Origin of the sequence: Streptomyces sp. NPDC096193 (assembly GCF_040302905.1) — a bacterium.
Lineage (GTDB): Bacteria > Actinomycetota > Actinomycetes > Streptomycetales > Streptomycetaceae > Streptomyces.
Genome location: NZ_JBEOSJ010000021.1, coordinates 112,663 through 136,207, shown reverse-complemented (window position 1 = coordinate 136,207; position 23,545 = coordinate 112,663). Strand labels below are relative to the sequence as shown.

The window sequence follows — 23,545 nt, the reverse complement described above, 5'->3', positions numbered from 1 at the left end:
GAAGGGTCGATCACCTTGAAATAGATCACCGCGTCGACCCGGACCGTCACATTGTCCCGCGTGATGCCGTCCTGCGCGGGAACCGGCATCGTCACAATCTGCATATTGACCTTACGGAGCCGGTCCACACCCGGGACTATCAGAGTGAATCCCGGGCCGCGCTCGCTTCCATGAAGACGGCCGAGGCGGAAGACCACGCCCCGCTCGTACTGCTTGACCACCCGCGCGGCGGCCACTGTGTACACCACGGCTGCCGACACGACCGACACGCCCGCAATCACCAGCTCCTCGACCATCAGGGCACCCCCTACCGTCCGAGCCGGATGTCCATTACCACGATATGCCCGAAATGCCCCGTCGGTCGAGCGTCGGGCGCCTCCCCTCCGCCGCACATCCGCAGACGCCCGGGAACCGCCACTCACCGGCAAACGCCCCGGGACCGCCACGCCACGACACGCCCCGGAACGACAGCCCACCGGCGCCCGCCCCGGACGCAGGAAGGCCGCACCCTCGGCGGGTGCGGCCTTTCCTGACTGCGGTGGAGATCCCGACGGCCGGAGCGCGGACGCCCGGCGCCGTCAGGTGCGTTCGCGGACCAGCGCGACCAGCTCCGCCGTCTTGTGACGGCGCGCCCAGGCGATGACGGCGAAGACGAAGAACAGGATGACGGGGGTGATCGCGTACTGACCGTCGAACACGGTCACCTGAGTGATGAACGCGCCGGTCATCAGACCCATGAACGCCATGGCGGACGCCCCGGACAGGATGGGGATGACCAGGGCGATCGCACCGGCCAGCTCCAGGCCGCCCGTGAGGTACATGAACCAGTCGCCGAACCCGATCTTGTCGAAGGACTCCGCGGCGGAGGAGTGACCGACGAGCTTGGGGCCCGCGCTGGGGACGGCCATGAAGAGAGCGAGCACGATCTGGAGCGTGAGCGTGGCGATGTTCGCGCGGCGGCTCAGTCGCGTTCCGTTCGCGGTGGTGGCGGCGGTGTTCGTGGTGGTGGCGGCGGTCGTCGCGGACATGGTGGTCTCCTCCGGTAAAGGCTCTGCGGTGCTCTCGGGAGGTAGACCGGGCTGGCCCCGCGGACTCATCGCTCGCGGGCCCCTCTTTCAGAACTCTTCGATTTTCTTCAATTCGCCGCCGGTGCACGCTGCTTGCTCAGAGCTCGAACCAGCCGTGTCCGCCGTACCAGTGGTGGCCCGCCCGCAGATGATCGCCGATCGCCCGCTCCAGCGAGGTGCGCCGTGGCAGGTCGGCGGCCGCCAGGTCGGGGTCGCCGAACACGAAGCCGACCGGTCCGCTGTCATCGGCGTCCTTCTCCTCGTAGGCGGTCCGGAAGCGGTCCTGGAAGCGGCGGATGTGGGATTCCCGCGGCAGATGGGCGGCGAGCTGCGGGTCGAGCAGCCACGAGTGGCAGTCGGCGACCCGGTACGTCTCCTCGGGGAAGTGCCGTGGGAAGAAGTCCCTGGCCAGAGCGAGCGAGCGGTCGCAGGACGCGGGCGTGAGCGGCCCGAGGAAATCGGGGATGTGCAGGCTCAGAACGGGGTCGCCGGGTCCGAGGGGCAGTCCGGCCGCGCTCACCGCTTCCCCGGTACGCCGGCTCAGACGGCTGCGTTCGAACTGGAGCCGGCCCAACTGGTAGAGCTCACCGCGGAAGTGCAGTCCGAGCCAGCCCGGTATCGGCAGCCCTCCGACGCCGTGCCTCCTGCGGTGGACGGCCATCTGACGGCCGAGGTCGGCGAGGGTGTGCCGGGAGACGGCCTCCGGGACGGAGCGTTTGCGGTGATAGGCCCGGACGTACGGCAGGGTCGCGACGAACACGTAGACGGGGAAGCAGCGGCCGAGCGGGCCGGAGTCCTCGGGACGTGGCAGGTCCCCGCCACCGTCGAACCTCCCCATGCCCTCCACCATGTCCCGGACACCCGCCTCCAGCATCCGACACAGGCCGGGGTCGGTCGCCATACGGCCGCGCTGGGCAAGGAGTTCGTTGATGTCCTCGTGCGGGACGGCCAGGTCCAGCAGTTCGCCCGCCAGCTCCTCCTCCGCCGGCAGTTCCGCCAGAGCGCCTGTCACCGGCGGCTCCTCCCCCTCGGGTCGGTCGGGCGCGGTACGGGTCCGGGCGACTCCGGATCCGTACCTCTCAGGATGCGGGCAGCCGGACGGATCCCGCCGGCGTATCCGACGTGTCCGGTGGAACGCCGTGGGTGCATGCTGGAAGGGGAGATGGGATGGCCATGCGTACCGGGAGTGAACCGAGCACTGCACGCAGTCCGCTGCGGATGCGGTTCTGGCTGAGTGTGTGGGGCCTGCTCTGGACGGCCGGCGGGATGGTCGCCTTCGCTCTCGCCTCCCGCCCCGGCTGGGCCGCGGCGTGCGGAGCGCTGCTGGTGATCGTGCTGGTGGACATGGTCCTGGTCGTACGCCACATCCGTCAGGGCCCGCACTACCAGCCGGGTCGTGATGTCCCCCCGTACGAACCGGACCGCGGCTGACCGCCGCGGAGTCGACGGGCGGACGGTCACGCGTCCGCGTCGAAGCGGGCCGCCCTCAGATACTCCGGCTTGGGCTCCAGCGCCGCGGCCAGGCGGAAGTGGCGCATGGCCTGTTCCGGGCGGCCCGCACGCTCGAAGGTGCGGGCCAGGGCGAAGTGGGCGAAGGCGTTGTCCGGCTCGCGCTCCAGGACCAGCTCGAACTCGAGCTCGGCAGGGCGCAGTTGGGCGGCGGCGAAGAAGGCGCGGGCGCGCAGCAGACGGGCCGCCGTGTTCTCGGGGTGGGCCGCGATCACCGAGTCCAGCAGCTTCACGGCTCCACGCGGATCCCTGGCGGCGAGCAACTGCTCAGCCGCCCGGTAGTCGATGACGTGCGTCTCCGGGTTGCTTTCGGGCACGGTCGCATCCTTCCCCTCGCTCCACGTTTGCAACACGGGACCCGGCAGCGGTATTCCGATCGGATGCCCGGGAGGCGGCGCACCCTGACGACCGGGACGCCCGCGGGCGTCAGAGACCGGAGACCGCGAGCACCAGCCCGATCACCATGAGCAACAGGCCGACGATCACGAACCCCCGGTCGACACCCGTCCGCCGGTGTCCGTCGACCACCACGTCGCGCGGGTCACGGGGGTCGTAGGAGACTCCGACGGATGTGCCCACGGTCAGTTCGGCGACCGGCGAGACGATCTCCATCACCCGGCCGTCCCGGGTCTTGAATTCCAGGAGCGGCCGCTGCGCATCCCGGGACGGCTGCTTCACCAGCGCCATGACGAGGTGGCCGTCGCCGGTGATCCGGCGGGTCTGCCGCAGGCCGTGTCCGCCGGCGAGGGCGGCGACCAGCCCGCCCAGCACGGTGAGCGTGGCGAAAACGATGTGCACCGCTTCGATGCTACGTGCGGCGCCGCACATCCGGTGGAGCCTTGACCCATGCCTGACGGATGGTGCGGCCCGACGAGGGATCCGGCGGAGCGCGGAGGGCGGAGGACCGGCCCGGACGCCGACCCCTACGGAGCGTCCGCCGCGGCCCGGCGGGTCAGTTCCGCCCAGACCTCGCGCACCTGCGGTTCCAGGTCCTCCAGCGGCCCGTCGTTGTCGACGACCAGATCGGCGATGGCGAGGCGCTGCTCACGGGCGGCCTGCGCCGACATCCGCGCCCGCGCCTCGGACTCGGCCATCCCACGCAGCCTGACCAGCCGGTCCAGCTGCGTCCCGGGTGCGGCGTCCACGACGATCACCAGGTCGTAGAGCGGGGCCAGTTCGTTCTCGGTGAGCAGCGGTACGTCGTGGACGACCACCGCGTCCGGTCCGGCCGTCTTCTCCAGCTCCTGGGAGCGCGCTCCGACCAGGGGATGCACGATCGCGTTGAGCGTCGCCAGCCGCTCCGGGTCGGCGAAGACGATGGAACCGAGCGCGGGCCGGTCAAGGGTTCCGTCTGCGGTCAGGATCCCGGGGCCGAATGCCTCCACGACGGCCGCGAGCCCGGGCGTTCCGGGTTCGACGACCTCGCGGGCGATCTTGTCGGCGTCGATGAGGACCGCGCCGTACGAGGCGAGGAGACGGGAGACTTCGCTCTTGCCGGCGCCGATTCCGCCGGTCAGGCCCACCTTCAGCATGAGCCGCAGCTTAGACCCCGCCTCCTGCGCACCGCGTCGGGCCCCAGACCCGCTCGGGCCGCCCGTCGAACCCTCAGCCCCGGGCCACCACGCCTCGCACCACGCCTCTCTACGCGTCGCCCTCGCGCTCCGCGAGGAAGCGCTCGAATTCGCGGCCGATCTCGTCCGCCGACGGCAGTTCCACCGCCTCGGCGACCAGGCTGCCGCGCGTCTCCGCGCCCGCCATCGCGTCGAACTGGTGCTCAAGCCCCTGGACCAGGGTGACCAGTTCCTCGTCGCCCTCGCCGATCTGGCGCTCGATCTCGTTCTGCGTGCGGTGGGCCTCGGTGCGCAGCGTGTGCGCGATGCCGGGCAGCACCAGACCGGTGGCGGCCGTGATCGCTTCCAGCGCGGTGAGCGCGGCATCCGGATAGGACGAGCGGGCCACGTAGTGCGGGACGTGTGCGGCGACGCCGAGGACGTCGTGGCCGGCTTCCATCAGCCGGTACTCGACCAGCGCCTCCGCACTGCCCGGGACCTGCGCCTCGTCGAAGGGGCTGCGGTGGCCCGGCATGAGGTCGGTGCGGTTGCCGTGCGGTGTCAGACCGACGGGGCGGGTGTGCGGAACGCCCATCGGGATGCCGTGGAAGTTGACCGCGAGACGTACGCCGAGGCGCTCGACGATCTGCTCCACCGCCGCCGCGAAGCGTTCCCACTCGACGTCGGGCTCCGGGCCCGACAGCAGGAGGAAGGGTGCGCCGGTGGCGTCCTGCACGAGGCGCACATCGATGCTGGGCGTCTCGTAGTCGGACCAGCGGTCGCGCTTGAACGTCAGCAGCGGGCGCCGGGCCCGGTAGTCCACCAGCCTGTCGTGGTCGAACCGCGCCACCACCTGGTGGGGCAGCGTTTCGAGCAGCGTCTCGACGATCTGGTCGCCGGTCTCACCCGCGTCGATGTATCCGTCGAAGTGGTACAGCATGACCATGCCTGCGGACTCCTGCGCGAGCGCCATGTCGACGACCGCGAGACCCTTCGGCTCCCATTCGTACAAACCCTGCGGATCCACCACGATCACCGCTCCTCCTCGTGTTCTCCTGTCACAACACAGCGTGACTCCCCGGCATTCCCCCGGCACGCGACGAACACCGCCGGACCGGGCCCCAGTTCAGGGCTCCCATGATCGTTCCAGGTCCGGACCTTGACATGCCCCCGGCCCGTCCCTACCGTCACCGAGCACCGCGACGGTTCAGAAACTCGTCCGATGTTCAGATACATAATCTCCACGGGAAGGCGAATCCCCGGATGCGTACTCGAACGATGCTCCCCGCCCTGCTCGCCGGCGTGCTGGCGACCGGCACCCTCTCCCTGCTGGCCACACCGGCGACGGCAGCCGCGGTCGTCCATGTGACCACGGCGGCTCAACTGAAGGCCGCGCTGACCGCCGCCCGCCCCGGGGACACCCTCCAGCTCGCCGACGGCACCTACACCGGGAACTTCAAGGCCACCACGGCAGGTACGGCCTCCGCCCGTATCACCCTGACCGGCTCGCCGAGGGCCGTCCTCACGGCCGGCGGCGGCTACGGACTGCACCTCGACGGCGCCTCCTACTGGACCGTCAGAGGCGTCACCGTCACCGGCGGCCAGAAGGGGATCATGGCCGACACCGCCGACGGAGTCGTGATCGACTCGGTGACGGTGCACGGCCTGGACATGGAGGGCGTGCACTTCCGCAAGTCCAGCCGCAACGGCGTCATCAAGAACTCGCGTATCTACGACACGGGCAACGACGGCCGGGGCATGGGCGAGGGCGTCTATGTGGGCTCGGCCGGCGGGACCTCCGACAAGAGCGACAACGCACAGATCCTCGGCAACACCATCGGCCCCGATGTCGGCGGTGAGGCCGTCGACATCAAGGAGGGGACCACCGGAGCGAAGATCATCGGGAACACCTTCGACGGCCGCGGACTGACCGGCGCCAACTTCGACGACTCCTGGGTCGACGTGAAGGGCAATCAGGTCCTCGTCGAGAACAACATCGGCAAGAACACCACCAATAACGGCTTCGAGACCCACACCCAGCAGAGCGGCTGGGGCTGCGGCACCGTCTTTCGCGGCAACCGGTCCGATCTGCGCGGGGCCACCGGGGACAAGCAGCTCGCCATCAACGTCACCAAGGACACCGCCACCTGCCGGACCACGGTGTACGCGGACAACACCGTCACCGGAGGCAAGGGGCTGACGAACATCCCCGTCACCCCCTGAGGCAACCGCCTCGCGCGCAACCGCCGAGAGGGCCGGCTCCGAGCACCCCAGGGCGGCGGCCCGCTCCCCGACACCGCAGGACGGCGGCCGGCTCCACTCGGCCCGACGAACCCCCACACAACGAGCAAGGCCCGCCCCCCGAAGGGAGCGGGCCTCGCTGTCAGCTGTCAGTCAGCCGGCAGAGCGTCAGCTCTGGCCGCCGGCCAGCTTCTCGCGGAGGGCGGCAAGCGCCTCGTCCGACGCCAGGGCGCCGGAGTTGTCGTCCGACTCCGAGGAGTACGAACCGCCACTGCCACCGGCGGGCGCAGCGGCCGGAGCGGCGGTGCCACCCTCGGCAGCGGCGGCCTCGTCGGCCTCGCGGGACTTGATGACCTGGGCCTGGTGCTGCTCGAAGCGCTGCTGCGCCTCGGCGTACTGGCCCTCCCACGCCTCGCGCTGGGTCTCGAAGCCCTCGAGCCAGTCGTTGGTCTCGGGGTCGAAGCCCTCGGGGTAGATGTAGTTGCCCTGGTCGTCGTAGGACGCGGCCATGCCGTACAGGGTCGGGTCGAACTCGACCGAGGCCGGGTCGGCACCGAAGGACTCGTTGGCCTGCTTCAGCGAGAGGCTGATGCGGCGGCGCTCGAGGTCGATGTCGATGACCTTGACGAAGATCTCGTCGTTGACCTGGACGACCTGCTCCGGGATCTCCACGTGGCGCTCGGCCAGCTCGGAGATGTGGACCAGACCCTCGATGCCCTCGTCGACGCGCACGAACGCACCGAAGGGAACGAGCTTGGTGACCTTACCGGGAACAACCTGCCCGATCTGGTGCGTACGGGCGAACTGCTGCCACGGGTCTTCCTGCGTCGCCTTGAGCGACAGGGAGACGCGCTCGCGGTCCATGTCGACGTCGAGAACCTCGACGGTGACTTCCTGGCCGACCTCGACAACCTCGGAGGGGTGGTCGATGTGCTTCCAGGAGAGCTCGGAGACGTGAACCAGACCGTCGACGCCACCCAGGTCCACGAAGGCACCGAAGTTGACGATCGAGGAGACGACGCCGGAACGGACCTGACCCTTCTGGAGGGTCGTGAGGAAGGTCTGGCGGACCTCGGACTGGGTCTGCTCCAGCCAGGCACGGCGGGACAGGACCACGTTGTTGCGGTTCTTGTCCAGCTCGATGATCTTGGCCTCGAGCTCCTTGCCCACGTAGGGCTGGAGGTCGCGAACACGGCGCATCTCGACCAGGGAGGCCGGGAGGAAGCCGCGGAGGCCGATGTCGAGGATGAGACCACCCTTGACGACCTCGATGACGGTACCGGTGACGATGCCGTCCTCTTCCTTGATCTTCTCGATGGTGCCCCACGCCCGCTCGTACTGGGCGCGCTTCTTCGAGAGGATCAGGCGGCCTTCCTTGTCCTCCTTCTGGAGAACAAGGGCCTCGATCTCGTCGCCGACCTTGACGACCTCATTGGGGTCGACGTCGTGCTTGATCGAGAGCTCGCGGCTCGGGATGACACCTTCGGTCTTGTAACCGATGTCGAGCAGGACCTCGTCCCGGTCGACCTTCACGATGACGCCGTCGACGATGTCGCCGTCGTTGAAGTACTTGATCGTTTCGTCGATCGCGGCGAGGAAGGCTTCCTCGTTACCGATGTCGTTGACCGCTACCTGCGGGGTGGTTGCGGTGGTCTCGGTGCTGCTCGTCATGTGGGAAAAGGCTCCGGTGCGGACATTGAAGTCGTAGGTACTGCTACGCCGAGAACCCGTATCGCAGCTGCAGAAGCCGGACAGCCTTGGAAACGCCGACCCGGGGTGGCCGTTCCGGAGAACACGCCTCGGGGGCGCCTCGTGAACCGAGGGGACATACATACAGATGCGAGCGCGACCTGCTCCGTCTGAGGCGCGCAGGCCCGCAGCGCAACTTGTAGCATACGGGGGCAGCCGGAGGCGGTCAATGCGCGAAGGCGCACACCCGGGGCGGATCACCCCAATCCCGGCACAACTAATGTTTGCGGAGGCCACAACGGCCGCCCCTTGCCGCGCTGAACGCAAACTACAACGACGGTGGAAATGATCCAAGACCTGAGCGACCTCCAGGATCCAGAACCGGAAGCCACCCGGCGTGACGCCGGGAACACGGAGAGCAGCCGGGCCAGTCGCGGGTGGTGGGACCGCCACGCCGACGAGTACCAGAGCGAGCACGGCGCGTTTCTCGGTGACGACCATTTCGTCTGGGGACCGGAAGGGCTCGACGAGGCGGAGGCCGGCCTGCTCGGCCCCGTCTCCTCGTTGGAGGGCCTGGACGTTCTCGAGATCGGCGCGGGCGCGGCGCAGTGCTCGCGCTGGCTGGCGGCGCAGGGCGCGCGCCCCGTGGCGCTCGACCTCTCGCACCGCCAGCTCCAGCACGCCCTGCGGATCGGCGGCGGCATTCCCCTGGTGGAAGCGGACGCGACGGCGCTGCCCTTCGCCGACGGCTCCTTCGATCTGGCCTGTTCCGCCTACGGGGCGGTGCCGTTCGTGGCCGACCCGGTGCAGGTGTTCACCGAGCTCCACCGGGTGCTGCGGCCCGGCGGGCGCTGGGTCTTCTCCGTCACGCACCCCGTGCGCTGGGCGTTCCCGGACGAGCCGGGCCCCGAGGGCCTGAGCGTGGCCGCGTCGTACTTCGACCGCACCCCGTACGTCGAGCAGGACGAGACGGGCCGCGCGGTCTACGTCGAGCACCACCGGACGCTCGGCGACCGGGTGCGGGACGTGGTCGCGGGCGGTTTCCGGCTGGTGGACCTCGTCGAACCGGAGTGGCCGGCCTGGAACAGCCAGGAGTGGGGCGGCTGGTCCCCGCTGCGCGGGAACCTGATCCCGGGGACGGCCATCTTCGTCTGCGAGCGGGCGTGAGCGGGGAGGGCGGGCTCGGTATACGGAAGGGGGAGGCGGAGCGGCTGCCGGTGCGTACGGCGCTGCCGGCGCTGGAGCAGGCGCTCGACACACACGGCTCCGCGGTGCTGTGCGCTCCTCCCGGCACGGGCAAGACAACGCTCGTACCGCTCGTGCTCACCGGGCGTGGCGCGCGGGTCGTGGTCGCCGAGCCGCGGCGGATCGCGGCCCGGGCGGCGGCGCGGCGCATGGCCTGGCTGCTCGGCGAGCGGGTGGGGAAGAGAGTCGGCTTCACGGTCCGCGGGGAGCGGGTGGTCTCCGCCGAAACGGTCGTCGAGGTGGTGACCACCGGTGTGCTGCTCCAGCGGTTGCAGCGTGACCAGGAGCTGGCCGGAGTCGACGTGGTGATCCTCGACGAGTGCCACGAGCGGCATCTCGACGCGGACACGGTGGCCGCGTTCGTCCTGGACGTACGGGCCGCGCTGCGGCCGGAACTGAAGCTCGTGGCGGCGTCGGCGACCACCGATGCCGAGGGCTGGGCGCGGCTGCTCGGCGACGCCCCGGTGGTCGAGGCGCGGGGCACCACGCATCCGGTTCAGGTGGTGTGGGCCCCTCCGGCGCGGCCGGTGCGGCCGCCGCACGGCATGCGGGTGGATCCCGCGCTGCTGACGCATGTGGCGTCGGTGATCCGGCGGGCGCTGGCCGAGCAGAGCGGGGACGTCCTGTGCTTCCTGCCCGGGGTCGGGGAGATCGGCAGGGTCGCCGGTCAGCTGGGCGGCGTGGACGCGGAGGTCCTCCAGGTCCACGGACGCGCTCCGGCGGCGGTGCAGGACGCGGTGCTGGCGGGCTCGGCGGGCGTCCGGCGGGTGGTGCTGGCCACCTCGGTGGCCGAATCGAGCCTGACGGTGCCGGGGGTCCGGACCGTCGTGGACGCCGGTCTCGCGCGCGAGCCGCGCATGGACCACGCGCGAGGACTGAGCGCGCTCACCACGGTCCGCGTCTCGCAGGCGGCGGCCCGTCAAAGGGCGGGCCGCGCCGGCCGGGAGGCTCCGGGCACGGTGTACCGCTGCTGGTCCGAGGCGGAGGACGGCCGGCTGGTCCGCTTCCCCTCCCCCGAGATCAAGGTCGCGGATCTGACGGCTTTCGCGTTGCAGACGGCGTGCTGGGGAGACCCGTCCGCCGCCGGGCTCGCCCTGCTGGACCAGCCGCCGGCCGGTGCGATGTCGGCGGCGCGCTCGGTGCTGTCCGCGATCGGCGCGGTGGACGCGGAGGGCCGGGCGACGCGGCGAGGCAGCACGCTGTCCCGCATCGGCGTCCACCCCCGGCTGGCGCGGGCGCTTCTGGACGGGGCGCCGGAGGTGGGCGCGCGCCGGGCGGCGGAGGTGGTGGCGTTGCTGAGCGAGGAGCCGCCACGGGAGTACGGGGACGATCTGGCGGCGGCCTGGCGCACGGCGCGGCGCGGCGGCGACGCGTATGCGGGCCGGTGGACCTCCGAGGCCCGGCGGCTGGAGTCGTCGCTGGCGGGAGCGGGCGGCCCCGGCCATGACCGGGGCAAGGGGAGCCAGGGCGGCCAGGGCGGCCAAGGGGAGGACGCCGTCGCCGGGCTCGTGACGGCGCTCGCGTTTCCCGAACGCGTCGCCCAGGCCCGCGGCGAGGGCGGCCTTCTGATGGCTTCGGGGACCGGAGCGGAACTCGCGGCGGAATCACGCCTGCGGACGTCCGGTTGGCTGGCGGTCGCGGTGGCCGACCGTCCGTCCGCGGCCGCCTCGGCCCGCGTACGCCTCGCCGCAGTCGTCGACGAGGACATCGCCCGCAGGGCCGCGGCCCACCTCCGCGCCGACGGTGAGGAGGTCCACTGGGAGAACGGCGACGTCGTCGCGCGGGACGTCCGGCGGCTCGGGGCGATCGAGCTGTCCGCCCGCGCCCTCAGGAACCCGGACCCCGCGCTCGTGCGGGCCGCCCTGCTCGACGGACTGCGCCGAGAAGGCCTCGGTCTGCTGCACTGGACGCGGGACGCGGAAGGGCTGCGCGAACGGCTCGCCTTTGTGCACCGGCAGCTCGGCGACCCCTGGCCGGACGTGTCGGACACGGCGCTGCTGGACCGCGCCGGCGAATGGCTGGAACCCGAACTGTCGCGCGCCCGCCGGCGATCCGATCTGGGACGTCTTCCGGCGGGTCAGGCGTTGCAGCGGCTGCTGCCCTGGGCGAGCGGTGAGGCCTCCCGGCTCGACGAACTCGCGCCGGAGCGCATCGAGGTGCCGAGCGGCTCGCGGATCCGTGTCGCGTACGGGGGTGCGCAGCCCGTCCTCGCGGTGAAGCTCCAGGAACTGTTCGGGCTGCGCGAGACACCGCGTGTCGCGGGCGTGCCGGTCCTCGTCCATCTGCTCTCGCCCGCGGGCCGTCCCGCCGCGGTCACCGCCGACCTGGCGTCTTTCTGGAAGGACGGATACGCGGCCGTGCGGGCCGAACTGCGCGGCCGCTACCCCAAGCACCCCTGGCCGCAGGACCCTTCGGCCGCGGAGCCGACCCGGTACACGAAGGCGCGTCAGGACCGGGAGAGCCGGGGCTGACGGGTCTCAGGCGCCGACGGCCTCCGGCTCCCGTTCCGCCGAGGGCTCCCGCGGCCGGCGGCTGCGGGCCTCCAGCACCAGGGCGAGGGCGAGGAGTCCGCCGCCGAGGACCAGGAAGCCCCACGGCAGATACGAGGTCATGAGGAGCACCAGCCGCCGCTGGGACGTGACGAGGGCGACCGTGTGGTCGACGTAGTCGGGGCGCATCTTCACATGACCGGAGAAGGCGGTCACCTTCTCCCGGCCGCCCAGCAGTGTGCCGCCGCGCAGCTCCTCCTGGTGGATCTCCTCGCCGTTGACGGGCGCGCCGGTGACCGGGTCGACCCAGAACATGCGTTTGGTGGTGTACCAGCGGGAGGTTCCGGTCTGCTTCTCCAGGGTGCTCGCGTCGACACCGGGGATGGGCATCTTCTTCGGGTACGGCACCTTCGTCCACGGGATCGTCTGCTCGAAGTAGTAGACGTCCAGGCCACGGAAGGTCCTGGTCCCCTTGAAGTGGATGGGCGCGGACGTCCTCGTCTGCGCGTCGAAGTACTCGTAGTCCCGTTTCTCGGTGAGGAAGGGCCATTTGAACTCGATGCCCTCGCGCCGCACCGCCTCCCCGTCGACCGCCTCGCCGGTGGCGTGGACGGGTGCCTGGCTGTGGGCGTCGAAGATGTACCGCTCGGGGATCGCGGAGACCATCGCGCCGTCGGGGCCCTGGACATAGGAGAGCGAGTCCCAGACGACGACATCGCGGCCGGCGCTGCGCTCGATCCGCTCGGACTCCTCCACGTTGCCCTTGAGGGTCTGCACGATGGTGACCTTCTCGACCTCCTTCGCCTGGAGGGAGCCGTAGTCGAGAAGGGTCGCGGGCTTCGCCTCCAGCACCATCTCCTGGTACTGGCCCGGCGGGACCTTGGCGAGGCGCGGAAAGGCGTACCAGCGCAGCAGCGGCGAGAGGGCGGCGAAGAAGACGGCGAGGGCGAGGAGTACGAGGCCGGCGCGGCGGCGCATGGTCCGGCCCTCCCTACTTCTTGGGGCCGGGGACGGTGGTCAGCAGCGGCTTCGGGGAGGTCTCGCCCGGGGGCGCCCCCATCGCCGTGACCGTGAGGACGAGGGTGAGGGCGGCTGCCAGCCCGATGGCGGCGGCGACCAGTGCGCGCATGCTCGGCCTCCCGGGGCTTCGGGACCCACTCGGAATCTGATACAGCGTCAGAACGGGGGCACCGTAGCAATCCGGCCGCGAGATGAGAACACGTAGCACCGCCCCTCTGCCGAGCGGTGGCAAAGGGGCGGTGCCGTCTGGGTCGTGCCGCGGTCAGGCGGCCGGGGACGCCGGAGCGCTCGGTGTGGCGGGCGGGGTCGTGGGCGGGGTCGTCGGGGTGTCCGGCGCGACCACCTTGAGCTCGATGGTCACCGTGCCGCCGCCGGCGGTGGTGAGCCGCAGGAGGAAGGTGCCGGCCTGGCCGTCCGCGAAGATCTTCGGGAGGGTCAGCAGACCGTCGGCCCGGGTCTCGAGGTCCGTGAGCGTGCGGACCGGCTTGTCCTCGGCGCCCTTGAAGTACGGACCCTTGTCGTTCGCCGTCGGGTCCTGGGCGCTCTTGATGAGAGTGGCGGTGACGGCAACGCCTTCGGCCGCGGAGCCCTTGTACGTGGCCTTGAGCTCGACCGCCTGCCCGAACTCCCCGCCGGGAGCGGCCGTCAGCACCTCATGGCTGGTCCGGCGGATCGCGTCCGCGGCACGCGGGACGACGGTGCCGGTGAAGCTGACGGCAGGAAGCGTGCGTCCCACGACCGAGGCCCGCACGGTGAACGTGCCGGTCTTCTCACCGGCCTTGATGACCGGCGCGGCCACGGTGCCGTCGGCGCCCGTGACGGCGACCGTGCTCGCCTTGCCGCCGGCGAAGCGGGCGTCGGTGTCCCCGACGATCTCGAAGCGCACCGGCTGCTTGGCGACGGTGCGGCCCGCGGCGTTCTTCACGCGGACGGTGGCCTTCTCGGCGAAGTCGCGCCCCGCCATGGCGGTCAGCTCGGCCGCACCGGCCCGCTCGATACTGGCGATCGGCGACGGCGGCGTCGTGGTCGGCGGGGGCGTGGTCGGCGGAGTCGTCGGCGTCGTCGGCGGCTTGGTGTCGCCACCGGGCTTGGCCGGGGGCGTCGGCCCGGGCTTCGTACCGGGAGTGCCGGGCGGGGACGGGGAGGGCGTCGGCAGCGTCTCGGCGCCGGCGGGGAAGGAGTCGGGCCCGCTCGTGTCGGGCAGGACGCCGGTGCCGTCCGGGACCTCGTGCGTACCGCGCTTGTAGTAGTCGAACCAGGACAGCACCGTCCGCAGGTACTCCTGCGAGTGGTTGTAGCCGAGGATCGCGCGGTCGAGGTGTGCCTTGACCCCGAGGTCCCGGTCGCCCGCGCAGAGGTAACGGCCCGCGGCCAGCGCCGCGTCGTAGATGTTGTTCGGGTCCTTGCGGCCGTCGCCGTTGGCGTCCTGGCCCCACGTCGCCCAGGTCGACGGGATGAACTGCATCGGGCCGACCGCGCGGTCGTGCGTCGTGTCGCCGTCGAAGGCACCGTTGTCGGTGTCCGAAATGTTCGCGAAACCGACGCCGTTGAGCACGGGGCCGAGGATCGGCGAGAAGGTGGTGCCGTCGGCGTCGACCTTGCCGCCGCGCGCCTGGCCGGACTCCACCTTGCCGATGGCGGCGAGGAGTTGCCACGGCACATGGCAGCCGGGGTCCGAGGCCGCGATGGTCTGCTCGGCCTGCTTGTAGGCGGCGAGGACGGTCGCTGGAATGCCCGCTTCCGCGGTTCCGGTTGCCGGCAGGTCGACCGAGGTGCCGGGCTTGTCGGGGGTGTTGAGCGGCGGCAGGTCGGTGTAGTACGGGGAGTTGCCGGTGACCGGGGTGCCCGGCGGCGGAGTGGCGTCGGACGCCCCCTGGCTGTCGCCCGTGGTGGCGTGCGTGATACCGGGCGCCTGTGAGGCGGAGAGTGCGGCCACAGCAGCCGCGGCCACTGCGGTCGTGGTCGCTCCCCTGCGCAGCCGGCGGCCGAATTGCGCTGCCATACGTCTGTTCCCTCCCGAGGTGCCGCGCTCCCCAGCGCGATGACTCAGGCGACCCTACGGCACCTATGTGCCTCAGGACACCGTCACCTGACCGGTTTTCACCACTTCGCCATCTCCGGCTCCGCCGGATTTTGGCACCCGACCATCACGCATACTGACCGTCGGAGATCCGGATCGGTTCCAGGGGGACTTCACGCATGCCGTTCACGCTGAGCCATGCCGCCGCGGTGCTGCCCGGTATCCGCCGGGACGGACGAGCACGCGGACCGCTGCTCGCCTCTGCGCTCGTGACGGGTTCGCTCGCGCCGGACATGACGTACTTCGCCGCGACGGCGGTGCCCGGGGCCATGGAGTTCGGGGAGTTCACGCATGCGCCGGCGGGTGTACTGACCGTCGATGTGGCCGTCGCGGCCGCGCTGGTGGCGGTGTGGCTGATGGTGCGGGACCCACTGCTGGCCCTGCTGCCCACCCGCTGGCAGGGGCGCGTCCACGCCTGCGTCCGGGGCGAGGGCGGGAGCGGCCGCCGGGACCTGGTCTTCGGGTTCCGCTTCTATGTCTCGGCCGTGCTGGGCGCGCTCACGCATGTGGTGTGGGACGCCTTCACCCATCACGACCGCTGGGGCACCCGGGTGCTGCCGGTGCTCAACGAGACGGTGGCCGGTCTCGGGCTCTTCCAGTACGCGCAGTACGGGAGTTCGGCGCTCGCGCTGGTGGTACTCGGCTGGTTTCTGATGTCCGCGCTGCGGCGGCAGCCCGCGGTCGCGCCGCCGGCGTCCGTGCCGGTGCTGGACGGCCGGGGGCGGCGGCTCGCCGTGGCCCTGCTCGGAGGCTGCGTCCTGCTCGGAGTCGCCCAGCGGTGTGCTCGCTGGTACGCGTACTACGGGCACGTCAGCTCGCCCCTGGACATCATCCCCACGGCCTGCTTCGGGGCGGGCGCGGGGCTCGCGGTGGGCATGGTGGTGTACGGAGCGGGGATGCGCCTGCGCACCCGGGCGGTTGAACGCGTCTGAGTCCCGCCCCTCCCCTACCGGCCCGCCTAGCGGCCCCGGCCGGGCGGGAGACGAACGGGGGCCCGGCGCCCACCCCGGCGGGCGCGTGACCGAGCAGAATTCGCTCTGCCTGACGGTCGGGGCCAGGGCGGGGCGGCCCGGCGGTCGGGGGCCCGCGCGAAGCTGCCCGGCTGGACCGAGAGGGGCGAGCCGGGCCGACCGGGCGGGCGCGGGCCCCCGACCAGGGCAGCTCGCCCTGACCGACAGGGCCCGAGCAGGGCCGCCCCGGAAGGCGCGAGCCCGAGCAGGACCGTCGCCCTGACCGACAGGGGCTGAGCAGGGCCGACCCGGCGGGCGCCAGCCCGCGCAAGGCTGCCCGCCTGGACCCACAGGGGCCTGAGCAGGACCACCCCGGCGGGCGCGGCCCGAGCGGGACCGCTCCCCCTGACCGACAGAGCCGAGGCAAGACCACCCCGGCAGGCGCGAGCCCGGCAAGGCTGCCCGCCTGGACCAAGAGGGGCGAGCAGAGCCGACCGCGCGGGCGCGGGCCCGACCAGGGCAGCTCGCCCTGACCGACAGGGCCCGAGCAGGACCACCCCGGCGGGCGCGGGCCGAGCCGGACCGCTCGCCTGGACCGACAGGGGCCGCCCCGGCGGGCGCCGGCCGCGCAGGACCGCTCGCCCTGGCCGACAGAGCCCGAGTAGAGGCCGCCCCGCCGGGCCCGGCAGGCTCAGTGCGCCGCGGACTCCCAGTCCGTGCCCACGCCCACCGAGACGTCCAGCGGCGCGCGCAGCGACGCGGCCGCCGACATCTCGCGGCGGACGATCGTCTCCACCTGCTCACGCTCCCCCGGGGCGATCTCCAGCACGATTTCGTCATGGACCTGGAGCAGCAGCCGCGAGGTGAGCTCCGCCTCGCGCAGTGCCCGGTCCACACGGAGCATGGCGACCTTGACGATGTCCGCCGCGGTGCCCTGGATCGGGGCGTTCAGTGCCATCCGCTCGGCCGCCTCACGGCGCTGGCGGTTGTCGCTGTTGAGGTCGGGCAGATAGCGGCGGCGGCCGAGCATCGTCGCGGTGTATCCCGTCGCCCGGGCCTCGTCCACGACACGGCGCAGATAGTCACGCACCCCGCCGAACCGCTCGAAGTAGGTGTCCATCAGCGCGCGCGCCTCACCCGCCTCGATGTTCAGCTGCTGCGAGAGTCCGAACGCGGAGAGCCCGTACGCCAGGCCGTACGACATGGCCTTGATCTTGCGGCGCATCTCCGCGTCGACCGCGGACGGCGCGACCTCGAACACCTGGGAGGCGACGGTGTTGTGCAGGTCCTCACCGGAGGCGAAGGCCTCCAGCAGCCCCTCGTCCTCGGAGAGGTGGGCCATGACCCGCAGCTCGATCTGGCTGTAGTCGGCGGTCATCAGCGACTCGAAGCCCTCGCCGACGACGAAGCCGCGACGGATGGCGCGCCCCTCGTCGGTGCGCACCGGCACGTTCTGCAGGTTCGGGTCGGTGGAGGACAGCCGGCCGGTGGCCGCGACGGTCTGGCTGAAGGTGGTGTGGACCCGGCCGTCGGCCGCGATCGTCTTGATCAGCCCCTCGACCGTGGACCGCAGGCGGGCCTGCTCACGGTGACGCAGCATGATCACCGGCAGTTCGTGCTCGGTCTGGGCCGCCAGCCAGGCCAGCGCGTCCGCGTCCGTGGTGTAACCGGTCTTGGTCTTCTTGGTCTTGGGGAGGTTCAGCTCGCCGAAGAGGACTTCCTGGAGCTGCTTGGGCGAACCGAGGTTGAACTCGTGGCCCACCGCGGCGTGCGCCTCCTTCACCGCCTGCTGCACGGCGCCCGCGAACTGCACCTCCATCGCCTCCAGATGGGCGCGGTCGGCCGCGATGCCGTGCCGCTCCATCCGGGCGAGCAGCAGGGAGGTGGGCAGCTCCACATCGTGCAGCAGCTCGGCGGCGCCGACCTCCTCGAGCTTCTCGCCGAACGCCTCACCGAGGTCGAGGACCGCGCGGGCCTGTGCCATCAGGGCGTCGGCCTCGGCGCTCTCGTCGGTGCCGAACGCCAGCTGGCCGTCGGCGGTGGCCGGGGCGAGCTCACGGTGGAGATACTCGACGGACAGGGCGTCCAGCGCGAAGGAACGGCGCCCGGGCTTGACCAGATAGGCGGCGAGGGCGGTGTCCATCGTGACGCCGGCGATGTCCCAGCCGTGCTCCGGGAAGACCCGCAGCGCTTCCTTGGCGCTGTGCATGACCTTGGGCCTGGCCGGGTCGGCGATCCAGGCGGCGAAGGCGCGCTCGTCGGCCTCGTCCAGCTGCGTGGTGTCGAACCACGCAGCCGCTCCACCGGCCGCGGCCAGCGCGACCTCGCTGACGCTGCCCACACCAAGTCCCCAGGCGGTGACGGTGGCCACGCCGAGCGGCTGGGTGCCGTGCTCCTCCAGCCAGGGGGCCACCTCGCCGGCGCCCAGGACGCTGCCGTCCAGCTCGACACCGGCGTCGGGGACGGGGGGCTCGTCCTCCTCGGCACCCGGGTCCACGGCGAGCAGCCGCTCGCGCAGGCTCGGATTGCGGATCTCGAGGACCTCGAGGAAGCCCTTCAGCGCGGTCCGGTCGTACGGCGCGCGCTCCAGCTCGGTGACGCCCTTCGACAGCTCGACGTCCCGCACCAGCTCGGTGAGGTGGCGGTTGAGCTTGACGGACTCCAAATGGTCGCGCAGGGCCTGGCCGACCTTGCCCTTGACCTCGTCGGCGCGCTCGACGAGCTCGGCGAACGAGCCGTACTGGGCGATCCACTTGGTGGCCGTCTTCTCACCGACGCCCGGGATGCCCGGCAGGTTGTCCGACGGGTCGCCGCGCAGGGCGGCGAAGTCGGGGTACTGCTGCGGGCTCAGTCCGTACTTCTCCTGGACCTTGGCCGGGGTGAAGCGGGTCAGCTCCGAGACGCCCTTGGTGGGGTACAGCACGGTGGTGTGATCGCTCACGAGCTGGAAGGAGTCGCGGTCGCCGGTGACGATCAGCACGTCGAAGCCGGCGGCCTCGGCCTGGGTGGCGAGCGTGGCGATGACGTCGTCAGCCTCGAAGCCGTCGACGGCGAACCGCACGGCGTTCATGGTGTCCAGCAGCTCGCCGATCAGCTCGACCTGGCCCTTGAACTCGTCGGGCGTCTTGGAGCGGTTCGCCTTGTACTCCGGGAAGTCCTGGGAGCGCCAAGTCTTGCGGGACACGTCGAAGGCCACGGCGAAATGCGTGGGCGCCTCGTCGCGCAGCGTGTTCGCCAGCATCGACGCGAAGCCGTAGATGGCATTGGTCGTCTGGCCGCTCGCGGTCGTGAAGTTCTCCGCGGGCAGCGCGAAGAACGCCCGGTACGCCAGGGAGTGCCCGTCCATGAGGAGCAGGCGCGGACGGTTGTCGTCTGGGGTCTTCTTCGATGCTGTCTCAGCCACGGACATGATCCTGCCACGGACCACTGACATCGCCGCTCACACCGCCCTCCGCCGAGCACTCCGGAGCGACGGGTGACGGGACCGGCGGCACACGTGACAGGATTGAATGCATACGACACAGGAACGCGCCCGAGGGGGAGCACGATGGCCAGCAAGCCGCCCGCAGGTGATCCGGTCCAGGACGCTCCGCAGGTCGCCGAGCCGCAGCACGCGGCGGCCGGCCTGCCCGGCGTCGGGCACACACTCCGCATCGCCCAGCAGCAGATGGGCGTGCGGCGGACCGCACAGACCCTCCTCAAGGTCAACCAGAAGGACGGCTTCGACTGCCCCGGATGCGCCTGGCCGGAGGGTGATCACCGGCATACGGCGGAGTTCTGCGAGAACGGCGCGAAGGCGGTCGCCGAGGAGGCGACGCTGCGGCGGGTCACCCCCGACTTCTTCGCCCGGCACCCGCTCGCGGATCTGGCCTCGCGAAGCGGCTACTGGCTCGGTCAGCAGGGCCGGATCACTCAGCCCATGTATCTGCCCGAGGGCGCCGACCGGTACGAAGCGGTCGGCTGGGACCGGGCCTTCGAGATCATCGCCGAGGAGCTGACCGCGCTCTCCTCCCCCGACGAGGCGCTCTTCTACACCTCGGGCCGCACGAGCAACGAAGCGGCGTTCCTGCTCCAGCTCTTCGCCCGCGAGTTCGGCACCAACAACCTCCCCGACTGCTCGAACATGTGCCACGAGTCCTCGGGGTCGGCGCTCACCGAGACGATCGGCATCGGCAAGGGCAGTGTCTCGCTGGAGGACCTGCACCGGGCGGACCTGATCATCGTGGCCGGCCAGAACCCCGGCACCAACCACCCCCGGATGCTCTCCGCCCTGGAGAAGGCCAAAGCGGCGGGCGCGCGAATCATGTCGGTGAACCCGCTGCCCGAGGCGGGGATGGAGCGGTTCAAGAATCCGCAGACGCCGCTCGGCATGATCAAAGGCGTGGCGCTCAACGACCTGTTCCTCCAGATCCGCATCGGCGGTGACCAGGCCCTGTTCCGGCTGCTGAACAAGCTGGTCCTGGAGACGGAGGGAGCCGTCGACGAGGAGTTCGTGCGCGAACACACCCACGGATACGAGGAGTTCGCCGCCGCGGCCGGGGCCGCCGACTGGGACGAGACGCTGGCCGCCACGGGCCTGGACCGGGCCGCCATCGAGCGGGCACTGGCGATGGTGCTGGAGTCGGAGCGGACCGTCGTGTGCTGGGCGATGGGCCTGACCCAGCACAAGCACTCCGTGGCGACGATCCGCGAAGTCGTCAACTTCCTGCTGCTGCGCGGCAACATCGGCCGCCCGGGCGCCGGCGTCTGCCCGGTGCGCGGGCACTCCAACGTCCAGGGTGACCGCACCATGGGCATCTTCGAACGGCCCGCCCCGGCGTTCCTGGACGCTTTGGAGCGCGAGTTCGGCTTCGCGCCGCCGCGCCACCACGGATTCGACGTCGTACGGTCGATCCGCGCGCTCCGGGACGGCGAGGCGAAGGTCTTCTTCGCCATGGGCGGCAACTTCGTGGGCGCCACACCCGACACCGAGGTCACCGAGGCGGCCGTGCGCCGGGCCAGGCTCACGGTCCATGTGTCGACCAAACTGAACCGCTCGCACGCCGTCACGGGTGCGCGGGCCCTGATCCTGCCCACGCTCGGGCGCACCGACAAGGACGTCCAGGCCGGCGGGCGGCAGGTGGTGACCGTCGAGGACTCGATGGGCATGGTGCACGCCTCGCGCGGCAACCTCCCCCCGGCGAGCCCTCATCTGCTCTCCGAGCCGGCGATCGTCGCACGGCTGGCGCGGGCGGTCCTGGGGCCGCAGTCGCTGACGCCGTGGGAGGAGTTCGAGAAGGACTACGGAACGATCCGGGACCGCATCGCGCGCGTGGTGCCGGGCTTCGAGGACTTCAACACGAAGATCGCCCGGCCGGGCGGCTTCACGCTGCCGCACGCCCCGCGCGACGAACGGCGCTTCCCGACCGCCACCGGGAAGGCCAACTTCACGGCCGCTCCGATCGAGTACCCGGAGGTGCCCGAGGGCCGTCTGCTGCTGCAGACCCTGCGTTCGCACGATCAGTACAACACCACGATCTACGGCCTGGACGACCGCTATCGCGGGATCAAGGGCGGCCGTCGCGTGGTCCTGGTGAACCCGGACGACGCGGCCGAACTGGGCCTCGACGACGGCTCGTACACCGATCTGGTCAGCGAGTGGAAGGACGGCGTGGAGCGGCGGGCCCCCGGCTTCCGGGTGGTCCACTATCCGACCGCCCGGGGCTGCGCGGCGGCGTACTACCCGGAGACCAATGTGCTGGTGCCGCTGGACTCGACCGCGGACACCAGCAACACACCGGCGAGCAAGTCCGTGGTCGTGCGGTTCGAGCGGGCCGGCTGACGGCGGGGCGGGGGCGGGAATGATCCCACCCGGGCTAAGCGTTCGCTCAGGCATCTGGTAAGACGGTGCACACAGCACGCAAGGCAGCAGATCGGAGCCGGGCCCCATGGGCGAGCAGAAGACCGTCAACTTCCCGCAAGAGGTCATCGACGAGTACGCGGAGCTCGGGGTCGACCTGCCCGCGCTCTTCTCGGCCGGGACCCTGGGGGACCGCATGGGCGTGGAGATCACCGACGCCTCGGCGGAGCGTGTGGTCGGCACGATGCCCGTGGAGGGCAACACCCAGCCGTACGGACTGCTGCACGGCGGCGCCTCGGCCGTGCTCGCGGAGACGCTCGGCTCGGTGGGCTCGATGCTGCACGGCGGCACGAGCAAGATCGCGGTCGGGGTGGACCTCAACTGCACACACCACCGGGGCGTGCGCTCCGGCACGGTGACCGGGGTGGCGACGCCGGTGCACCGGGGGCGCTCGACGGCGACGTACGAGATCGTGATCACGGACGAGCAGGGCAAGAGGGTGTGCACGGCGCGGCTGACGTGTCTGCTGCGGGACGCGGCCGGGGCGCCGAACTCCGCTGCTTGACCGTTGTCCCGTCCCGGGGAGCGGTCTAGCGTTCCCCGCATGAGGCTTGGGTCGCCACCCCGGGGCGGGGTGGTTCTGTGCACATGCGCGCTGCTGGTCGCGACGGCGGCCTGCGCAGGCGGGTCCGCCGCACCCGGGCGCGGGCCGTCCCCCTCCCCCTCGCCCCGTACGACGTCTCCGCAGGAGCTGTGCGAGAAGCTCATCGCCCACTGGTCGCGCGTGGTGCTCGATGGCGGGGACCGGGCGGAGCTGGACTACCAGGCCATGGGCCTGTCGGGCGGCCAGAACGAGATACTGCTGGCCGTGGTGGCCGCCGCCAGGACCGAGCAGCGCAGCCGAGGCCCCTCCGCAGCAGATGCGTTGATCGACCGTCAGGCGCGGAGCAGATGCACGGAGCGCTACCGCGGCGGGAGTCCGACGGGCGGCCCCTGGCAATGAGCGGAGTCGGCCCGGTGGAACCGGGCGCCGGCACCCAGGATGCGGCGGCGGAAAGCTTCAACCGCTCCCGAAGCGCAGGGAGTTGGGCCGCCGCTCCGCCGCGTAACCGGCGCGTGGTCATGATCGCCGCCGCTATGGCGGTGGCGCTCGCCGGGGCCGGTTATCTCTACGCCACACGCCCGCTGCCCCCGCCTCCACCACCGACGCCGTGGCCGGCTCAGGCGGTCGGCGTGGCCTACGGCGGACCGGTCGGGCCGCACGGCGATCCCCGCGTGTTCGATTTCTCCATTACCTTCGAAACCCTTTCCGGGCCCCCTGTCACCGTCGTACGGATCGACCAGAACTCCCGGGCGCTGACCCTGGTCGCGAGCCCTTCACCACCCTTCACGGTGCGTGCCGGATCGTCACGGATCGTGCATGTTTCTCTTCGGGTGTCGGACTGCGAAAAAGTGGCACGGAATGCCGGACTCCCTTTTCTCGACGTAACACTGCGTAATACGCGCGCAATGCAGCAGCAGAGCTTCATCCTGGGCGACCGCTACGCTCAGGACCTGGCCAGAGCGATTGAGACGCAGTGTCCGCAAGATCAGATATCAGGACTCAAACCGCCCGATGGTCCTGCTCGTTCTCAGTATGTGGACAAGACGAAACGGCGTGAATTCCCCCGTTCCACCCTCCACGTGCCGCTATGTGTGAAGCCGTGGCATAACAAGAGCGTCACAGCCTTGGCCAGACCACTCCTCCAGCCCCATTACCGCGCTTAGAGTCACCGCCAGTCACCGCGCCACCGGATTACCTTCAGTTCGGTTCCCGCGCTCGACTCGGTGCGTCCCAGGGGGGACGGCCGTGCCAGGTGAAAGGAC

General features: G+C 71.2%; 21 protein-coding genes. 9 read left to right on the top strand and 12 right to left on the bottom strand.

Annotation, left to right across the window (positions count from 1 at the left end; translation table 11 throughout):
- From ABTX78_RS26855 to ABTX78_RS26845, 3 genes are all read right to left on the bottom strand, one after another.
- A partial coding sequence (locus ABTX78_RS26855) for an SPFH domain-containing protein (RefSeq protein ID WP_352209356.1) occupies positions 1–296 on the bottom strand: 296 nt, incomplete at its 3' end.
- A gap of 282 nt (positions 297–578) precedes the next feature.
- Positions 579–1,028 (bottom strand): DoxX family protein, encoded by a 450-nt coding sequence (locus ABTX78_RS26850; RefSeq protein WP_352209355.1) that lies wholly within the window; start codon positions 1,026–1,028, stop codon positions 579–581.
- A 136-nt stretch (positions 1,029–1,164) separates the two neighbouring features.
- Positions 1,165–2,079 carry an acyltransferase domain-containing protein gene (locus ABTX78_RS26845; protein WP_352209354.1) on the bottom strand — a complete coding sequence of 305 codons (915 nt, stop codon included), beginning with the start codon at positions 2,077–2,079 and terminating at the stop codon, positions 1,165–1,167.
- A 161-nt stretch (positions 2,080–2,240) separates the two neighbouring features.
- Here ABTX78_RS26845 and ABTX78_RS26840 point away from each other — a divergent pair, with 161 nt between their 5' ends.
- Positions 2,241–2,498, top strand: coding sequence for a DUF6343 family protein (locus tag ABTX78_RS26840; RefSeq protein ID WP_352209369.1), 258 nt, complete (start codon positions 2,241–2,243; stop codon positions 2,496–2,498).
- 26 nt (positions 2,499–2,524) lie between these two features.
- Here ABTX78_RS26840 and ABTX78_RS26835 read toward each other — a convergent pair whose 3' ends face one another.
- The 4 genes from ABTX78_RS26835 to ABTX78_RS26820 all read right to left on the bottom strand — a co-directional run bounded on the left by ABTX78_RS26835 (position 2,525) and on the right by ABTX78_RS26820 (position 5,156).
- Entirely contained in the window at positions 2,525–2,893 is a 369-nt protein-coding gene (locus tag ABTX78_RS26835; RefSeq protein ID WP_352209353.1) for a tetratricopeptide repeat protein, read from the bottom strand.
- Positions 2,894–3,002: 109 nt separating this feature from the next.
- Positions 3,003–3,374 (bottom strand): DUF3592 domain-containing protein, encoded by a 372-nt coding sequence (locus ABTX78_RS26830; RefSeq protein ID WP_352209352.1) that lies wholly within the window; start codon positions 3,372–3,374, stop codon positions 3,003–3,005.
- A gap of 125 nt (positions 3,375–3,499) precedes the next feature.
- Positions 3,500–4,108, bottom strand: a complete 609-nt coding sequence (coaE, locus tag ABTX78_RS26825) for a dephospho-CoA kinase (RefSeq protein ID WP_352209351.1) — start codon at positions 4,106–4,108, stop codon at positions 3,500–3,502.
- A 109-nt stretch (positions 4,109–4,217) separates the two neighbouring features.
- Positions 4,218–5,156 carry a PAC2 family protein gene (locus ABTX78_RS26820; protein ID WP_352209350.1) on the bottom strand — a complete coding sequence of 313 codons (939 nt, stop codon included), beginning with the start codon at positions 5,154–5,156 and terminating at the stop codon, positions 4,218–4,220.
- A gap of 233 nt (positions 5,157–5,389) precedes the next feature.
- Between ABTX78_RS26820 and ABTX78_RS26815 the strand changes: the two genes are divergently transcribed.
- Entirely contained in the window at positions 5,390–6,349 is a 960-nt protein-coding gene (locus ABTX78_RS26815) for a right-handed parallel beta-helix repeat-containing protein (protein ID WP_352209349.1), read from the top strand.
- Positions 6,350–6,535: 186 nt separating this feature from the next.
- Here ABTX78_RS26815 and rpsA read toward each other — a convergent pair whose 3' ends face one another.
- The gene (rpsA, locus tag ABTX78_RS26810) at positions 6,536–8,038 is read right to left on the bottom strand and encodes a 30S ribosomal protein S1 (RefSeq protein WP_313946974.1); all 1,503 of its coding nucleotides are present in this window, start codon (positions 8,036–8,038) and stop codon (positions 6,536–6,538) included.
- 363 nt (positions 8,039–8,401) lie between these two features.
- On the opposite strand from rpsA, the gene ABTX78_RS26805 reads away from it, so the two are divergent.
- Together ABTX78_RS26805 and hrpB are read left to right on the top strand one after the other, a co-directional pair.
- A complete protein-coding gene (locus ABTX78_RS26805; RefSeq protein WP_352209348.1) occupies positions 8,402–9,223 on the top strand; it encodes a class I SAM-dependent methyltransferase in 822 nt (273 codons plus the stop codon).
- Complete coding sequence (hrpB, locus tag ABTX78_RS26800; protein ID WP_352209347.1) at positions 9,220–11,772, top strand: ATP-dependent helicase HrpB; 2,553 nt, start codon at positions 9,220–9,222, stop codon at positions 11,770–11,772. The genes ABTX78_RS26805 and hrpB overlap by 4 nt, the downstream gene beginning before the upstream one ends.
- A gap of 6 nt (positions 11,773–11,778) precedes the next feature.
- Here the strand turns inward: hrpB and pgfA are convergent, their stop codons facing one another.
- The 3 genes from pgfA to ABTX78_RS26785 all read right to left on the bottom strand — a co-directional run bounded on the left by pgfA (position 11,779) and on the right by ABTX78_RS26785 (position 14,812).
- The gene (gene pgfA, locus ABTX78_RS26795; protein ID WP_352209346.1) at positions 11,779–12,768 is read right to left on the bottom strand and encodes a cell envelope lipid trafficking protein PgfA; all 990 of its coding nucleotides are present in this window, start codon (positions 12,766–12,768) and stop codon (positions 11,779–11,781) included.
- Positions 12,769–12,781: 13 nt separating this feature from the next.
- A complete protein-coding gene (locus tag ABTX78_RS26790) occupies positions 12,782–12,919 on the bottom strand; it encodes an SPW_0924 family protein (RefSeq protein WP_352209345.1) in 138 nt (45 codons plus the stop codon).
- Positions 12,920–13,072: 153 nt separating this feature from the next.
- On the bottom strand, positions 13,073–14,812 hold the full coding sequence (locus ABTX78_RS26785; protein ID WP_352209344.1) for a lytic transglycosylase domain-containing protein: 1,740 nt from the start codon (positions 14,810–14,812) through the stop codon (positions 13,073–13,075).
- Between the two features lie 197 nt (positions 14,813–15,009).
- Between ABTX78_RS26785 and ABTX78_RS26780 the strand changes: the two genes are divergently transcribed.
- The gene (locus tag ABTX78_RS26780) at positions 15,010–15,822 is read left to right on the top strand and encodes a DUF4184 family protein (RefSeq protein ID WP_352209343.1); all 813 of its coding nucleotides are present in this window, start codon (positions 15,010–15,012) and stop codon (positions 15,820–15,822) included.
- 709 nt (positions 15,823–16,531) lie between these two features.
- Here the strand turns inward: ABTX78_RS26780 and polA are convergent.
- Positions 16,532–19,243, bottom strand: a complete 2,712-nt coding sequence (gene polA, locus ABTX78_RS26775; RefSeq protein WP_352209342.1) for a DNA polymerase I — start codon at positions 19,241–19,243, stop codon at positions 16,532–16,534.
- Between the two features lie 144 nt (positions 19,244–19,387).
- Between polA and ABTX78_RS26770 the strand changes: the two genes are divergently transcribed.
- The 4 genes from ABTX78_RS26770 (at position 19,388) to ABTX78_RS26755 (ending at position 23,446) form a co-directional block, all read left to right on the top strand.
- Entirely contained in the window at positions 19,388–21,661 is a 2,274-nt protein-coding gene (locus ABTX78_RS26770; RefSeq protein WP_352209341.1) for an FdhF/YdeP family oxidoreductase, read from the top strand.
- 106 nt (positions 21,662–21,767) lie between these two features.
- Entirely contained in the window at positions 21,768–22,244 is a 477-nt protein-coding gene (locus ABTX78_RS26765) for a PaaI family thioesterase (protein WP_352209340.1), read from the top strand.
- Positions 22,245–22,283: 39 nt separating this feature from the next.
- On the top strand, positions 22,284–22,682 hold the full coding sequence (locus ABTX78_RS26760) for a hypothetical protein (RefSeq protein WP_352209339.1): 399 nt from the start codon (positions 22,284–22,286) through the stop codon (positions 22,680–22,682).
- Positions 22,683–22,696: 14 nt separating this feature from the next.
- On the top strand, positions 22,697–23,446 hold the full coding sequence (locus tag ABTX78_RS26755; RefSeq protein ID WP_352209338.1) for a Tat pathway signal sequence domain protein: 750 nt from the start codon (positions 22,697–22,699) through the stop codon (positions 23,444–23,446).
- Positions 23,447–23,545 lie beyond the last annotated feature (99 nt).